The organism is Paenibacillus bovis (genome assembly GCF_001421015.2).
GTDB lineage: Bacteria > Bacillota > Bacilli > Paenibacillales > Paenibacillaceae > Saccharibacillus > Saccharibacillus bovis.
The window spans coordinates 5,256,614-5,272,719 of record NZ_CP013023.1; the positions used below are offsets into that span (position 1 = coordinate 5,256,614).

A 16,106-nucleotide genomic window follows, 5' to 3' on the forward strand; every position below is an offset into this window, starting at 1 on the left:
TGTCATGCAGTGAATATGCATATTGCAAAACGTCAACAGATTGGACAGATGGTAAAAGGTTACGGATAGACCGGAAGCATGTTCAATCCGGTATGTTCTGCCCAGCCCATCATACGGTTCATATTTTGAATCGCCTGACCGGCTGCTCCTTTGACCAGATTGTCGATAACCGCAATAATGGTGATTCGACCGGTACGTGCATCCAGTGCAAAGCCGATATCGCAATAGTTGGAACCTGCTACTTCTTTGGTTGAAGGCCACTGTCCCTGCTTACGGATTCGTACAAAAGGACGATCCCGGTAATATTCACGATACAGCTCTATCCATTCTTCTTCGGAATGATTGCCTGCTGTCGATCCATACATGGTGCTCATAATGCCCCGTGTCATCGGTACGAGATGGGTGGTAAAAGTGACCGTTACCGGCTTGCCGGCTGCGGCGCCCAGTACCTGTTCAATCTCGGGGATATGTTGATGCTTGTTGACTTTGTAGGCTTTGAAATTCTCATTCATCTCTGCATAATGCGATGTCAGGCTGGTACCGCGTCCAGCACCGGATACTCCCGATTTGGCATCAATAATAATGCTGTCCGTCGCCAGCCATCCTGCTTCCACACCCGGCAGCAGTCCCAGCAGTGTTGCCGTTGGGTAGCAGCCCGGATTGGAAATCAGGCGTTTCCCCTGTACGTCATTTCCTTTGAGCTCACACAATCCATATACCGCTTCTTCCAGGGAAGCTGCATCCGGTGCATCGTGTTTGTACCACTCTTCGTAGGTGCTGCTGTCTTTGATCCGATAATCGCCGGACAGATCGATCACCTTCAAGCCTGCTTCCAGATACTGAGGAACCAGCTTGCTGCTCACGCCCGATGGTGTTGCCAGGAATACAATATCCGCCTTTTGCGCGGTCTTCGCTGCATCTACTCCATCCAGCTCCATATCCATAACACCGATCAAATGAGGAAACTGCGCCGACATCGGCTTGCCGCTGCTTGAAGCCGATATGACCGAAGTAATCTCCACTTCCGGATGTTGATGCAAAAAACGAATCAGCTCCACCCCGCCGTAACCGGTGGAACCTACAATAGCTACTCTTGTTTTAACTGGATTCACTCTTGTTTCCCCCTGTTCGCCATCTTCCTGGCCTTTGCATTTCCGAATATAAGATGTGTATTATTATACATCCGATGTAATATAAATACAACCTTCATTGCATATAAGTACCTCTAGCAGATAAAATAGCAGAAGTACTATACAGATTATGTTACCTTCTTACTTTAGATCGCTCACTGTTACCCATGTAGAACATTATTCTTTAGATAAAAGATAAATGCTGCTTTATTCATCGCTTCAACATCAGTCGAATACTTTTTTACATTTTGTCTGTCACTTATCAACACTTTATGTTCATGGATTTATTCAATTCATACTGTTATTTAATTCATTTCGATCCTGATTATTATCCAATCCATATCGTGGAAGGAGTTCCTTATGAATACATTCGAAAGACCGGATACAAATACCTCTTTTTCTTTTTCAACCGATACAGCAGCTCTGGCAATATTCGATATGCAGGCGATTCACCACCGGATCACGGATACACCCGACTGGTGGACGATCCCGGAAGACGAACTCGGCGAACTAAATCAGGGGAATATAATTGTATGTCATCTACCTGCAGACGGTACCTATGACGTTCAGCTTGTTCCGCATCTAGCAGATACACAGGTGCGCTGTCATCTACATGTTCCATCCGGACAAATATTTATCGGTGCCGGGGAAGATATCACTGGAGGAAATTTGCAGCCGGATGATCCGACTTTTGTATCCGGACAAATTATCACGCTGCCTCCCGGCAATTATGAGCTTTCTGTTCATCTCAATGAATACAAGATACAGATATCGTTTATCCCGGCCAGAGAACATCATAACTCACGGAGAGATTCTATTCGGCTCGATTAAATATAGCAGTCGATCATCCCAAAATTCTGCATCATGTAGATCTTATATTCATCCTATTATGTATATAACTATGGTTGATTCTTTCACTTTACTTATTCTGCACGAAATATATTGAAAAAGCGTACAAACCGATTATGCACGACCGGTCTGTACGCTTTATTTTCATTCCAACAGCTAATCATCTTACATCGCTGCCACAATCATGGAATCTTTATTTGTATTTCGTTGAAATAACTGCTTTTCAGCCTGTATTTCATTTGTCCTGTTCATTGTAACCTGCACTGTACATCATACTCTTCTGGACCGTTTATTCTTGTCTATCAATGATCACCACATATTATGCAGGATCATCCAGGCAACTTGAATCCTTTACCCAGTACTTCATGCGCATTGCTAATAATGACAAATGCATCCGGATCGACTGCTCGTACAATAGTTTTCAACCGGCTGGCTTCATTTTGCCCGACAACAACCATGAATACCGTTCGGTCGTCGCCTGTATATCCACCCTGAGCATTCAACTTGGTGAGTCCACGATCCAGGTCATTCAGAATCGCCAGACGCATCGGTTCAATCTCATCAGAGATGATATAAGCCACTTTGGAGTTACTGAATCCCAGCTCCACCGCATCAATCATTTTACTCGTTACAAATAGACCGATCAGCGCATACAGCGCCTGTTCCGGCTTGAGCAGTAGCCCTGCCAGCAGAATAACGGTACCATCTGTCAAAATGACACAGAAAGACATGCTAAATCCGGTCAGCTTGTGTATAATCTGCGCCAGAATCGCCATTCCGCCTGTCGATCCCCGGCCGCGGAATACAATGCCCAGACCAATACCTACACCGATCCCGCCATACAGTGCACCCAGCAGTGGATTGGTGGTAGGCGCCGGCAAATCACGCGTCAAATAAATAAACATGGGCAGTACAATTGTACCCAGCAATGACCGTATGCTCGCCTGATGCCCCAGCAGCAGATACCCTGCCACAAACAGCGGAATATTAAAGACCCACTGTGTATATGCCGGTTCAATCCCCATAACCTCCGAAGCAATAATGGAGATCCCTGCTACCCCGCCCGAAGCGATATGGTTAGGCAGCAAAAACAGATTAAATGCCAATGCCATAATACATGCCCCAATTACGATCAGTGCCGCATCCCAGCTGTTACGCAGCGGCCCTGTCAGTGGAATCATTGGCGGCTTCCGCCTGCGTGCATTAGACTGAGAAGATGTTGTCATCATATATTCATTCACCTATACCCCATAAAATTTGCATCAGTTGCCGAACAACCCTTACAGATCGCCTCTCCTATTGAAGACACCTATCTGTCGCGTGTTTTATTGTAGTGCATATTGCTTATTTCTGAAAGAACATACGGCAAATAGGTGATACTTTAATCCGGGAGCGAGCCAACGCAGCTACGCAACTTCAGGCTGAATAACTGAATAGTTACGCAGCTATATTATAATTAGTCCCTCCCTGTGTAACTGTGTAACTGTGTAACTGTGTAACTGTGTAACTGTGTAACTGTGTAACTGTGTAACTGTGTAACTGTGTAACTGTGTAACTGTGTAACTGTGTAACTGTGTAACTGCCTTATTATGTGGTCCGTCCGCATATTCTGCAAACTAAAAAAAGCGACCTTCATCTATAAAAATGAAGGTCGCTCTCGATTATCAATCCATTTGCACTACATTTATTCTTTTACTGATCGACTTCGATCTTCAGCTGGCTGCGAAGATATCCATCAATAAATGGATCCAGATCCCCGTCCATAACAGCTCCGATATTCCCGGTCTCTACCTGGGTACGATGGTCTTTGACCATGCTGTACGGGTGGAATACGTAGGAGCGAATCTGGCTGCCCCAGGCAATCTCGGATTGCTCGCCGCGGATTTCATCCAGCTGCTTGCGTTCCTCTTCGATTTTGCGCTCATACAATTTGGAACGCAGCATCGTCATCGCCCGCTCACGGTTTTTGATCTGGGAGCGTTCGGTCTGACAGCTCACGACAACGCCGGATGGTAAATGCGTAATCCGGACAGCGGAGTCAGTCGTATTGATATGCTGACCACCGGCGCCGCTGGCACGATACGTATCCACTTTGAGATCTTCCGTACGGATCTCGATCTCGGCATCATTGGTAATCTCCGGTACAACATCACAGGATACGAATGACGTATGACGGCGGCCTGAAGAATCAAATGGAGAAATACGCACCAGACGGTGTACTCCTTTTTCTGCTTTCAGATAACCGTAGGCATTATAGCCTTTGATCAGCAGGGTAACGCTTTTGATTCCGGCTTCGTCGCCCGGCAGATAATCCATTACTTCTACTTTGAATCCACTCTTCTCTGCCCAGCGTGTGTACATACGCAGCAGCATGGAGCCCCAGTCCTGGGATTCTGTACCGCCTGCACCTGGATGCAGCTCCAGAATAGCGTTCAGCTTGTCATACGGCTCATTGAGCAGCAGCTGCAGTTCAAATTCTTCCAGCTTTTTGACCAGAGCCTGTACGCCGGAAGTGACTTCCTTCGCCAGATCTTCGTCATTTTCTTCGTCTGCCAGTTCAACCATCAGGCTGATATCATCATATTCCTGCTGCAGCTTGTTGTACTGGTCTACCGATCCTTTGACTGCATTCATCTCTGCAATGACCGCTTGAGCCGATTCATTGTCATCCCAGAAGTCCGGAGCTGACATTTTCACCTCAAAGTTCTCGATCATTTCATTTTTGAGATCTAAGTCAAAGAGACCCCCTAAGGTTGGATAATTTTTGAGCCATTTCACGCAGATCATGCTTTACATTCGGTTCGATCATGAACATTCACCTCTTCGTTAGTATACGATTCCTTTATCCGAGAAAAGACACCCACGATAATGGTGAGTGTCTTCCGGTATCTTGTACAGCCTGGTTCGATTACCTGAATTATTTACGTCTGCGGCGGCGTTCTTCACGAGAAGGACGCTTTTCTGCCGATTCCGAGCTATTGGTGCTAACTTGGCTTGTATCTACTACAGCCTGACGTTCCTGCTGTGTCTGAATTTGAGCTCTCATCACATAGCCGGCAACTTCTTCCTGGATGTCAGCCACCATCTGATTGAACATCTCAAATCCTTCAAACTGGTATTCACGCAGCGGATCCGTACCGCCGTATGCACGAAGGTGGATACCCTGGCGAAGTTGTTCCATCGCATCGATATGGTCCATCCACTTACGGTCAACCGCACGCAGAACAACCACTTTCTCGAACTCGCGGATCGTTTCTTCCCCGATTTCTTTTTCACGCTGCAGGTAACGCAGTTCTACACGTTCGAAGAGATAGTTGACCATCTCTTCTTTTTCTTGCTCATGCAGTTCGGCTTCACTGATTGCATTTTCCAGCAGGAAGTTGTTGTTTACATAATCAGCGACTTCCTGCAGCTCCCAGTTTTCCGGAATATCATCGTTACAGTGAACCTCAACCACGCGCTCGATACAAGGCTTGATCATCTGCAGAACAACCTCACGGATGTTGTCCGATTCCAGAACCTCACGACGCTGCTTGTAGATGATCTCACGCTGTTTGTTCATTACATCATCATATTGCAGGACGATTTTACGCATATCAAAGTTACTGCCTTCGACGCGGCGCTGTGCAGATTCCACGGCACGTGTAATCATGCGGCTCTCGATCGGCTGGTCTTCTTCAAAGCCCAGTTTCTCCATCATGTTCATAACGTTATCCGCACCAAAACGCTTCATAAGCTCATCGCCCAGCGACAGGTAGAACTGGGTAGAACCCGGGTCACCCTGACGTCCGGCACGACCACGCAGCTGGTTATCGATCCGGCGGGATTCATGACGCTCTGTACCGATAATGTGCAGACCGCCTACTTCCGCAACGCCTTCACCCAGAATAATATCCGTACCGCGTCCGGCCATATTGGTAGCGATTGTTACTGTACCTGGTTGACCGGCACGGGAGATGATTTCCGCTTCTTCCGCATGGTATTTTGCATTCAGTACCTGGTGCTTGATCCCTTTGCGTTTCAGCATTTCGGACAGCAGCTCCGAGTTCTCGATAGAGACAGTACCCACCAGTACCGGCTGGTTTTTCTCGTGGCGAACCACGATTTCGTCTACTACTGCGCGGAATTTGCTTTGCACGCTCTTGTATACAACGTCCGGAGCATCTTTACGCTGGTTAATACGGTTAGTAGGAACCTGCAGTACTTCCAGACCATAGATTTTTTTGAACTCTTCTTCCTCGGTTTTGGCTGTACCGGTCATACCTGCCAGCTTTTTGTACATACGGAAGTAGTTCTGGAACGTAATCGTTGCCAGCGTCATGCTTTCGTTTTGTACATCGAGGTTTTCTTTTGCTTCAATCGCCTGGTGAAGACCATCACTATAACGACGACCCGCCATCAGACGGCCAGTGAATTCATCAACGATCAGAACTTCACCGTCAGCTACAACATAATCCACGTCACGATGCATAATGGCATTCGCTTTGAGCGCCTGCACTACATGGTGGTTGATGGTTACATTGCCGTTATCGTACAGGTTCTCCAGACCAAAGAAGTTCTCGGCCTTTTCAACACCTGTTTCAGTCAGGGCTACGGATTTTACTTTGATATCCACTGTGTAGTCATCTTCCGCTTTGAGGCTCTTCACGAAACGATCCGCTGCAAAGTACAGCTCTGTCGATTTCTGTGCCTGACCGGAGATGATCAACGGGGTACGAGCTTCGTCGATCAGAATGGAATCGACTTCGTCAATTATACAGAAGTGCAGCGGACGCTGTACCATCTGTTCTTTGTACAGCACCATATTGTCACGCAAGTAGTCAAAGCCGAATTCGTTATTCGTACCGTATGTGATGTCGCAAGCATAAGCAGCCTGTTTTTCCTCATGCTTCATGCCGCTGAGGTTTACGCCGACTTCCATGCCGAGATAGTTGTAGATACGACCCATTTGCAAGCTGTCACGTTTGGCCAGATAGTCATTGACCGTAACCACGTGAGCGCCTTTGCCTTCGAGGGCGTTCAGATAAACAGGCAGTGTACCTACCAGCGTTTTACCTTCACCTGTTCTCATCTCGGATATTTTGCCTTCATGCAGAGCAATACCGCCAATCATCTGTACGTCAAAATGACGCATACCCAGCTGACGTTTCGCAGCTTCACGCACTGTGGCAAAAGCTTCGGGAAGCAGCTGTTCAAGCGTCTCGCCTTTTTCCAGACGTTCACGGAATTCTGCTGTTTTCCCTTGAAGTTCATCGTGGGAAAGAGCTTCAAATTCCGGTTCCATATTGTTGATGATGTCAACCGTCTTCATGATCCGTTTAACATCACGTTCATTTGTGTCACCAAAGATTTTCTTAACGATACCTAGCATGGTTAACCCCTTTCGCGCTAAACAGAGATGGATTATTGAATAAATGGAAATTACACGACGCTTCCGGGGGATTATTCAATAACCTCAGTTGCAATAAATTGTACCAGTTTCAGGTAAAAGCCGCAACAAATCAGCTATTTCCGGAAGCAAAATCATATAATGATGAAGCAGGATATTTTGCTTTGTATGGATGATTTTATTGGAAATTGCGCCCAAAATGCCTGGCGCTGATTGTAAGATATTTTGCTGCGCAAAAATCACTTTTTATCGAACATCGCGTTTTAAATGCCAAACGCTTAACACACTAAATTTCAATAGGGCCCAGGATAAATATATCCCGCGCCTGACGATATCCATATGATATTCATTACTGTAAATGCTAGTGCGTATACTTATACGTATAAAAAGCAGAAATGTTTCATTATGTGTGTGTGCAGTAAAAGCCAGCATTCAACGAAATCCCTTGATTTCACCAGCTTGCCGAGTCGCGGAACTGCAAGGCATTGGACAGGATTCGTTAGCTTTTTGCACTCTATATAGTATACTCCACTTTACGCCGGATTGCACTTTTTTCAGGGCTTTCCTGCCGCGTTCCATTTTGCGGCAAGCGGATATTATCGGGAATTCAAAAAGCCCCGTCCGGCTGGACGAGGCTCCATTACACAAGTGTATATTATTCTTGTTCAATCAGGCCGTATTTGCCGTCGTCACGACGATAGACTACGTTAACCTGTTGACTGTTAATGTTCGAGAATACAAAGAACGTATGTCCGATCAGATTCATTTGCAAAATGGCCTCTTCAACGTCCATCGGCTTCAGGAGGAAGCGTTTGTTACGGACGATTTCGAACTCATCGCTTTCCACTTCCACGTCTGCATCTTCGTCTACTGCCAGAGCAGCAGCTGTTGGATCTTCTACGAAGAACGCTTTCAGATTTTCGTCATTTTGACGGAATTTCCGGTTCAGCTTGGTTTTGTGCTTACGGATCTGGCGCTCCAGTTTGTCGACAACCGAGTCGATAGAAGCGTACATATCTTCACTGCGATCCTCAGCGCGTAACAGCAGGCCGGGGAGAGGAATCGTAACCTCAACGGTAAAGCGTCCGCGATTGGAGCTAAGTGTAACCATACCGTCGGATACGGGAGGTGAATCGAAATATCTTTCAAGTCTGTTGAGCTTTTTGTCCACATAATCTTTAATAGCATCTGTGACTTCAAAGTGCTGACCTCGAATAGCAAAATTCATAGAGCATTCCTCCTTTAGAGAATTATAACATAGATGTTAGCGGCAAGTAAAAGGAGCGTTAAAGGAAAGAAGCTGCAATGTATAACAAATTAGTGACCGACTGCTACAGCGTCTGTTCAAGCTCGTTACAAGCCGGAATATTGGTGCGATGGTCTGGATATCTTCTATACGATTGAGCATTTAGCGATATCCATCAGGATACATATATTGTAGGACAATTGGCAGTCGGTACAGATGGTTCTGCTTTCTTTTTAACCTGTTTTACCAAGATTGAATACGTACCAAAACGGGTATTAGGAAGCAGAATTATTACTTGATTGAAGATCGTTACAACAGAGTGTCTTAGACCAAAAGTATATACAGAAAAAGACCCCGGCATATACCGGAGTCTTAGCTAATTGTTCAAATGTAACCATCGGAATTACCTATGTAAGGTCGGCAGCTGCCAGGGGATGATTATAATTTGATAACGTTAGCTGCTTGAGGTCCACGCGCGCCTTCGACGATGTCGAACTCTACGGATTGGCCTTCTTCAAGCGTCTTGAAACCTTCGGACTGGATTGCGGAAAAGTGTACAAATACGTCTCCGCCTTCGTCTGTCTCGATGAAGCCGTAACCTTTTTCTGCGTTAAACCATTTTACTTTACCTTGCATGCAATAACATTCCCTTCGTTATCAAATAAAGTAAGATCTCGCTTACATTTCTGAATATACCATCTCTGGTTGGAAAATGTCAATTGGAAGAGAAAAGGTTTTATTGTAATTATATTACATAAATTGAGTGTCGATTTATAATTCTTTAACCTATCGATTATTTAATAAATGGTATTATAAAAGTGAAGACAAGATTCTATTATAGTAGCTTTTTCTTCATTGTTTATACAAAAAGAACACCCTGACTCTTTCAAGCCAGGGTGTTCTTTTTTATTTTTTACGATCCATTAGCATACTGTCTGCCGAGTAATTCATTTCATATGCACTTCGCTGTGATTTGGCTGCGTTTCTTTGAGTAAGCCATTTGGCAGCCTCATTCTTCAGCTCCATCATACGGCTCTTAATCGCTTCATCATAACTCAATATATGCTCGATCTGCTCTTTATCTTCCGGAGTCACAGGATGTTCCATAAAATAGTCATTGGTGCTGTTAATCAGCGCTTCACGTTGCTGTACAAAAGATTCCATTTCTTCATAGGACAACTGAAAAATATTCTGACTTAATTCTTCTGTCACCTTAGTTAAGGCAGCAATTGGATTATCCATGTTTGGCTTCACTTAATGCTGCTGGTGCTAATTTATTGGCTTCCACCCATGTCTCGCGTAGATCTTTCAGGTATCCCAGTGCTTCTTCGGCAGAAGCTACATCTTTTTTCACATTCGCCTGAATCAGCAGGTAATTCATATATTCATACAAACGATCTAGGTTTTCAGCCACCTCGTACGAACGATCCAGACTAGCACGGAATTCACTTACGATCGCTTGAGCCTTTCCAAAATTAATATTGGATTTCTCGTAGTCTTTTTGGTTGATTCCGTCAATAGCAGCCAGTGTAAAGCGAATCGCTCCATCATATAGCATAATCAGTAGCTGACCTGGAGAAGTTTGTACTGCATTTTGACGATATTTTTCATATGGGGAAGAAATCATTTTTGCGTCCTCCTATATATCCGATAAATTAAGATTGTAGATACCCTGCTAGACTGGACGACTGGGAATTAAGCTTGGACAGTGCACTTTCCATGGCACTGAATTGTTTGTAATATCGTGATTCCACATCATTTAAGCGGCTTGTTAAGGCATTGATGCGACTATTGTAGTCTGTAAGTTCTTTGGCTATAATGCTCTTGGTGTTAAAAGCTGCATTTACATCTGTACTCAGCTTGGATGTACCGGCTCTGTCATAAAACTTGGTTACCGTTTCATCGAGCTTGTTGTACAACTTGTTAAATACTCCGCTCGTCGTGTCTGTACCCGTACCTTTTAGAGTAGTAATAACGCCCTGCGGATTGTCGGCAACTGCTTTTTTCAGCTTTGATTCATCCAGATACAGCTTACCACCTTCGCTGTAACTGCCTGTGGTGATCCCCATATCAGGAAGACTGACTCCGCCCGGTACACTGCCCAGAGCAGATGTAATCACATTGCGCATATCCTGTAGAGCTGTTTTGAGGATATCGTCGCCTTTCAGCATTCCGCTTTTGGCTTTGGCTGTCCATGCAGTAATATCATCTTCGCTCATTGATTTCTTTTGTTCCGATGTCAATGGTGCAAAATCTTTGTATTTGGATTCTTCGGTTTTGGTTTTCATCGTATTCAGCAAATCATTATATGCTGTAACGAATGCTTTTACGGTATCTACGACTTTGGTAGTATCCGTCTGGGTTGTAATATTGGTTGCTCCGGCTGCTCCGGATACATTAAGGAAATTCATGGTTACACCATTTAAAGTATTAACATTGCTATCAAAAGTAAGGCTTGTATTATTGACAGTTGCTTTGGCTTTGTCCCCTGTAAAATTCAAGCTGGTTCCATTAACTACAACCTGGGCCTTGGATGTATCCGCGTTGGTTACGCTGGAAGGGTAACTGTCTTTAATTTTACTCAGTTCTAGGAAGCTGCCACCACTTGTTCCATTATCCAAAGCAAGCGGCTTTCCAAAGTCTTTGGAGCTGATCGAGAATTTTCCGGTGATCTCATCAAAGGTTGCTGTCGCTCCTGCTTTACTATTGCTGTTCACTTTGGAAATAACCGAAGAAATGGTATCTGTAGATTTGAAAGTGAGTTCTTCTCCATTCACTTTCACTGTGTAATCGCTGGTACCTCCGCTTAACTGTCCAATAGTTGTTGCTGTAGTTGCTTTTGCGCCGCTGACAGTAAGCGCAGAGCCGGTAGCTGTTGCTTTGGTTGCCATTTGATCAACAGAGACACTCATCGGAATACCGCTGGCGTCTGCATTTGCTGTAGCAGTCATTGCGCTGGTATTACCAGTGACGACTGCTTTTTGCGCATTCAAGGATTCACTTTTCTTGAATTCAAATAATTTATTTTGTCGAAAATCGACCAATTTGCTGTTTACTTCCCGGTAGGATTCACGTTTCCATTCAAGAACTTGTTTATTTTGATTGAGTTTATCCAGTGGGATACGCTGAGCTGCCATGAGCTGCTTGACAATACTGTCTGTATCCATCCCTGATGCTCCTCCGCTTACGCGTAGAACAGATGAAGCCGATGTCATGTAGGACATATAATAGCCTCCTTCATAGTATTTATTTTGAACTCGTTCGTGTGCTATTTCATGAGGCTATAATGAACGGGTATTACACTTTCTTGTCTACGAGAATACCAGCTATTTTCATCATATTGGCTACCAGATCCAATGTCTTTTCTCTGGGAACTTCTCTGATAATTTCACCAGTTTCCTTGTTCAATACCTTGACCATAATGCTGTGTGTATCCTTATGCATACTTACTTCAAGAGTAGTTTCCGGTCCAGAAAGAGTTTTAAAAGCAGTATCCAATCGGCGCATCAACTCTTCCTCACCAACTGGGAGTACCGCTCCTTGTTTTTCAAGCTGCTGCATTTGACTCAAACTTGTAGTGGCCGCCAGACGTTCTTCGATTGTTTTGGAATCGGAAGGAGCCTGATTGACAGGAGCTGAAGACGGAGCAGTATAAGTATTGTTTGAGGAGAAGGAAAACTGGATATTCATGATATTCCACCTTTCGCTAATCTATTTATTGTATATATCGGTCATTTTGGAGAATAGATTTAGAGCAGAATTGAATTTATAAATATAAATTCTACTTCTGATAATGTTCAACCGTTTTGATGAGACACTCTTCGAGATATTGTATGCCAGTAGAGTATTCAAACATCAGCGCAGTATTTCTTCCTTTTTGTCCATATTCATGACGTTTAGCGGCATTTTTCATAAAGTATAAGAGACCTACTGCCAATCCTTCAAAGTCACCCGGTTCAACCAAATATGCATTTTCTCCATGCTTGGCGTATACACTGATTCCTCCGCAGTTGGTTGCTACTACCGGTATTCCCGAAGCCATGGCTTCAAGAGGAGGCATTCCAAATCCTTCATACCATGAAGTAAACAAGTGGATATCTGCGTCCCTGTATAACTGGGCCAATTCTTCTTGAGAAGGTTTTATAACATACTCGATATCAAAAGACCATTCTCCCAGATCGCGCAATGTTGGCATAACCCACTGGACTTTAAATGGATAGCCCGCCTGGCTTACCAGATGCAACGCATTCAAGGCAATATCAGATCCTTTGAATCTTAATCCAGGATCACCAACCAGCAAGATCGTTAACTCATCGTCCTCAACCTTGTCTATAGCAGGGTGATAAAAATGAGTATCAATAAAGTTGGGCAGAACTATACATTTTCTCCCATAATTTGATTCGAGAAGTTTGGAAATAATCGGAGAAACGGCTGTCAAAACAATATTTTGCTCATAATTAAGCTGTAAATGATTCCGAACCACTTCTGTCTCATACTGCGACACAATATCACCAAATAGCCATTCATGTCCTTGTTCCCAATAAAATACCGGAATATCATCATTTTGTAATTCATGAAGTTGATCAAACCAGCCAGCAACGATAATGTCCGATCCTGCCAAATAAGGAAGATAGTTTTCCGTTGAAGGGATAAGTATTTGTTTATCTACAGACAGATCCAGCCAGGATGGTAATACGGGTCCTTCATCACTTCTCAAAGCTGCCTGTACCACATGTCCTCTTTTGCGAAGCTCTTTCATTTGCTGAAGCAGCATTTTGAGACCACCTGTGAGCACATGATGAGGCAGAACAAAAGTAACCACTAATTTTTTATTTGCATTTATTATCCCCGTTTTACTGATCAGCAATTGATCTATACTTTTCTGCTGTTGCTCGACTTTGGGATAAAATTTAAATATATGAGCCCCATTTCCGCCAATCAAAAACTCTTCATACGTAAATGAAAAATCAACCAAGTCCGTAATCGACCATCTGCTTTTGTGTTCCTCATATTTATTTCCCAAATATTCTTCTTGCTCCGCCGGAAAAATAGGAGTAGAAACAATAAGCGCCTTATTGGTATGCTTAACCAACTTTTCTAACAGTCTTTTTCCATCTTCTTTGGTGAAATGCTCCAATACATCGATTAATAAAATAACATCATAAGAAGGCAACTGATCGATAGTCTCCAAGATATCTCCATAATAGATATCGTTATACACAAATTCATGAATCGGATTTTTGTAGCTTTCAAATGCTTCTACCCCATCGATCCTAACGGTCCACTGTTCTTTTTGATACCTTTCATAAGGCAATTCCAGCATTTCTCTACTTAAAAATCCGTACTTGCCAAACCCTATACCAATATCCAGAATAGAAGCAGGGTTTTCCATAATAATGTGATTTAATATATTGGGAATCGTTTGGTACCAGCTTGTAGGCAATTTCAGTCCCTCATTTCATTTGGAGTATAGATCGTTATTAGGGCTAAATTAAAAACTTATTCCTGACTCCATGTTGCCATTGGATAATGAGCTGCAATAAATTGCTTGATCTCTTGCATCCGACTCTCGTCCTTTTTGCGTTCATACAGACGATAATAACGCTCATAGGAAGCATAGACCGGTGATCGTTCAATGAGGTTCGTATAAAAATATTCGGCATCATCAAAATAACCTGCTCGTAAGCATATGTCTCCCAATAATCCAATCATTTGAATATTTTCAGAATCCAAATGATAAGCTTGTACCAGAATATCAATAGCGGCTTCATAATATCCGTGTCCATTTAACATACTGCCTATCTGATACTTCACTTCAAAATCTTTGCCCATCAATAATTGCAATACAGTTTGAAAAGCTTCAAACTCCTTCATATAGATCAAATTATTAACCAATTGAAATATAAGAGTTTCCAGAGACGAAGATAGTTCTTCCATCTGGATACTTTCGTTGTGCAGCAGCTGAAGTAATATGCGAATATCACTTGGACCGATTTCTCCAACATTCTGCAGGCTTTTTACTAATTTTTCATCTTTTAAAAGGAACGCCAGAGTAAGAATATCTATCGTATTCTCTTCAGGAATATGTTCAACTTCGTACCAACTATTCTTAGCCAAATCGTATTGCTTACTATACTGGTAAGATATAGCAAGCACATTTTTTTCAGGAGAGATATTATAGGATTTCAGATAACCACTGAACAAGTAGTGTCTCATCGTGTACAGTACATCCAGTAAATTTTGCAACTCTTCTACACGAGTAATTTTATAGGAAATATCAAGGTCTTTTTTGATGTCGTCTTCAGCAAATGCGTATATATAGGCAATCTCAAAATACTTTTTCAAAGCTGGCATATGACTTCTTTTGGAGGTAATTGCTTTTAAAATATATTTATAGGCTTCAGCCAGGTTGTCTTCTTGTTTATACAGTTCAGCAAGCTGGGCATAAGCCAGGTAATCAGATACTCCTTCGCTGATAAAGTCGCCTTTGTTTCCAAGTTCAGTACACTTGATCCAAGTAGAAGCTGCATCCTTTAAGTATTTTTCATCATAATAAGCTTCTGCCAATACATAAAGTAAGTCTGTATGGGCAGGGTATTTTTGAACAGCATCATACAGAATTTTCAATGCTTCGTTAGATCGATTGAGTTGAAGAAGACTCTCGCCCCATTTTTTCAACAAATCCGCTTGATGAGTCTGATTATCACTGTCTGTTATAGCTTTAGCAAAATACTCTGCAGACTCCTCATACTGCTCTATAGCCATGTAAGCTTTACCCAGGTTGTAGAAATTGTAGCTATTAGGATGCTCTTTGGTTTCCTGCATCATGAGATTGAGATTCCGATTGTTTTTATCCTTCTCGATAATTGTATTACTTTGATAGCCTGTATGCTGAATAGATACAGAGACTTTTGACCACTGCATCTGCTTTTCTTTCCCTTCAAGATCCAGATGTTCATGTAAGCGGTTCTTGTATCGTAACTCTGGACTGTTCTTAAATAAGCGGATAGCTGAATGTATAAAATATCTTTCATTATCCAATAAGTTATGGATAGGAAAGATGTAAAAGTCTTTTGCAGTTGCTAGCTCTTTCTGCAAATCATATTCCCCTTCAAAGTATTCGTCTGCATCCAGTATCAAAATATAATCCGACTTTGCTTGCTGCAGAGAATAATTACGTGCAGACGCAAAATCATCATTCCACTTGTATGAATGAATTGTAGCCCCGTAACTTTCAGCAATAGGAATAGTTCGATCAGAAGAACCCGTATCTACTATAATAATTTCATTTATTTGTTTATGGATACTTTCAAGACACTTGCCAATAACTTCTTCTTCGTTTTTTACGATCATACATAAAGAGACCGTAAATCTCATTATTTCGCCTCCTGATAATTTCAAATATATTACATTTATTATCAACAAACTATTAGGCAAATGCCAGCAAATAATTGCTTAAGGAAAAAAGGCCTCCAAAAAAGGAGACCTTTTG

13 protein-coding genes are annotated in these 16,106 nt (G+C 42.9%); 1 reads left to right on the forward strand and 12 read right to left on the reverse strand.

Features of this window, described 5'->3' with window-relative positions; genetic code table 11:
- Nucleotides 1-59: 59 nt before the first annotated feature.
- On the reverse strand, nucleotides 60-1,112 hold the full coding sequence (gene argC, locus AR543_RS22595; protein ID WP_060536509.1) for an N-acetyl-gamma-glutamyl-phosphate reductase: 1,053 nt from the start codon (nucleotides 1,110-1,112) through the stop codon (nucleotides 60-62).
- A 378-nt stretch (nucleotides 1,113-1,490) separates the two neighbouring features.
- Between argC and AR543_RS22600 the strand changes: the two genes are divergently transcribed.
- Nucleotides 1,491-1,961 (forward strand): DUF6386 family protein, encoded by a 471-nt coding sequence (locus AR543_RS22600; RefSeq protein ID WP_060536510.1) that lies wholly within the window; start codon nucleotides 1,491-1,493, stop codon nucleotides 1,959-1,961.
- Nucleotides 1,962-2,308: 347 nt separating this feature from the next.
- On the opposite strand, the gene AR543_RS22605 is transcribed toward AR543_RS22600, so the two are convergent.
- The 11 genes from AR543_RS22605 to AR543_RS22655 form a co-directional block, all read right to left on the reverse strand.
- Nucleotides 2,309-3,208, reverse strand: coding sequence for a YitT family protein (locus AR543_RS22605; protein ID WP_046227687.1), 900 nt, complete (start codon nucleotides 3,206-3,208; stop codon nucleotides 2,309-2,311).
- A 463-nt stretch (nucleotides 3,209-3,671) separates the two neighbouring features.
- Nucleotides 3,672-4,788 (reverse strand): peptide chain release factor 2 gene (gene prfB / locus AR543_RS22610; RefSeq protein WP_145953941.1). Its coding sequence is split into 2 segments (ribosomal slippage): nucleotides 3,672-4,715 and nucleotides 4,717-4,788, totalling 1,116 coding nucleotides; the frame shifts between segments, so codons are not numbered across the junction.
- Nucleotides 4,789-4,896: 108 nt separating this feature from the next.
- Nucleotides 4,897-7,350 carry a preprotein translocase subunit SecA gene (secA, locus tag AR543_RS22615; protein ID WP_060536512.1) on the reverse strand — a complete coding sequence of 818 codons (2,454 nt, stop codon included), beginning with the start codon at nucleotides 7,348-7,350 and terminating at the stop codon, nucleotides 4,897-4,899.
- A gap of 673 nt (nucleotides 7,351-8,023) precedes the next feature.
- Complete coding sequence (gene hpf / locus AR543_RS22620; protein ID WP_017815471.1) at nucleotides 8,024-8,596, reverse strand: ribosome hibernation-promoting factor, HPF/YfiA family; 573 nt, start codon at nucleotides 8,594-8,596, stop codon at nucleotides 8,024-8,026.
- 456 nt (nucleotides 8,597-9,052) lie between these two features.
- Nucleotides 9,053-9,250, reverse strand: a complete 198-nt coding sequence (locus AR543_RS22625; RefSeq protein WP_017815470.1) for a cold-shock protein — start codon at nucleotides 9,248-9,250, stop codon at nucleotides 9,053-9,055.
- Between the two features lie 270 nt (nucleotides 9,251-9,520).
- Nucleotides 9,521-9,856 (reverse strand): flagellar protein FliT, encoded by a 336-nt coding sequence (locus AR543_RS22630; RefSeq protein ID WP_060536513.1) that lies wholly within the window; start codon nucleotides 9,854-9,856, stop codon nucleotides 9,521-9,523.
- Nucleotides 9,849-10,241, reverse strand: coding sequence for a flagellar export chaperone FliS (gene fliS / locus AR543_RS22635; protein WP_060536514.1), 393 nt, complete (start codon nucleotides 10,239-10,241; stop codon nucleotides 9,849-9,851). Before fliS ends, AR543_RS22630 begins: the two co-directional genes overlap by 8 nt.
- 28 nt (nucleotides 10,242-10,269) lie before the next feature.
- Nucleotides 10,270-11,838: a flagellar filament capping protein FliD gene (gene fliD / locus AR543_RS22640; RefSeq protein ID WP_060536515.1), complete on the reverse strand. Its 1,569-nt coding sequence runs from the start codon at nucleotides 11,836-11,838 to the stop codon at nucleotides 10,270-10,272.
- Nucleotides 11,839-11,911: 73 nt separating this feature from the next.
- A complete protein-coding gene (locus tag AR543_RS22645) occupies nucleotides 11,912-12,304 on the reverse strand; it encodes a flagellar protein FlaG (RefSeq protein WP_060536516.1) in 393 nt (130 codons plus the stop codon).
- 91 nt (nucleotides 12,305-12,395) lie between these two features.
- Nucleotides 12,396-14,057 carry a glycosyltransferase gene (locus AR543_RS22650; protein ID WP_060536517.1) on the reverse strand — a complete coding sequence of 554 codons (1,662 nt, stop codon included), beginning with the start codon at nucleotides 14,055-14,057 and terminating at the stop codon, nucleotides 12,396-12,398.
- A gap of 56 nt (nucleotides 14,058-14,113) precedes the next feature.
- Nucleotides 14,114-15,991, reverse strand: coding sequence for a TPR domain-containing glycosyltransferase (locus AR543_RS22655; RefSeq protein WP_060536518.1), 1,878 nt, complete (start codon nucleotides 15,989-15,991; stop codon nucleotides 14,114-14,116).
- Nucleotides 15,992-16,106 lie beyond the last annotated feature (115 nt).

Coding starts and splice junctions, on each gene's coding strand:
- AR543_RS22600 (WP_060536510.1), top strand. CDS start 1,491: ATGAATACATTCGAAAGACCGGATACAAATACCTCTTTTTCTTTTTCA.
- AR543_RS22605 (WP_046227687.1), bottom strand. CDS start 3,208: ATGATGACAACATCTTCTCAGTCTAATGCACGCAGGCGGAAGCCGCCA.
- secA (WP_060536512.1), bottom strand. CDS start 7,350: ATGCTAGGTATCGTTAAGAAAATCTTTGGTGACACAAATGAACGTGAT.
- hpf (WP_017815471.1), bottom strand. CDS start 8,596: ATGAATTTTGCTATTCGAGGTCAGCACTTTGAAGTCACAGATGCTATT.
- AR543_RS22625 (WP_017815470.1), bottom strand. CDS start 9,250: ATGCAAGGTAAAGTAAAATGGTTTAACGCAGAAAAAGGTTACGGCTTC.
- AR543_RS22630 (WP_060536513.1), bottom strand. CDS start 9,856: ATGGATAATCCAATTGCTGCCTTAACTAAGGTGACAGAAGAATTAAGT.
- fliS (WP_060536514.1), bottom strand. CDS start 10,241: ATGATTTCTTCCCCATATGAAAAATATCGTCAAAATGCAGTACAAACT.
- fliD (WP_060536515.1), bottom strand. CDS start 11,838: ATGTCCTACATGACATCGGCTTCATCTGTTCTACGCGTAAGCGGAGGA.
- AR543_RS22645 (WP_060536516.1), bottom strand. CDS start 12,304: ATGAATATCCAGTTTTCCTTCTCCTCAAACAATACTTATACTGCTCCG.
- AR543_RS22655 (WP_060536518.1), bottom strand. CDS start 15,991: ATGAGATTTACGGTCTCTTTATGTATGATCGTAAAAAACGAAGAAGAA.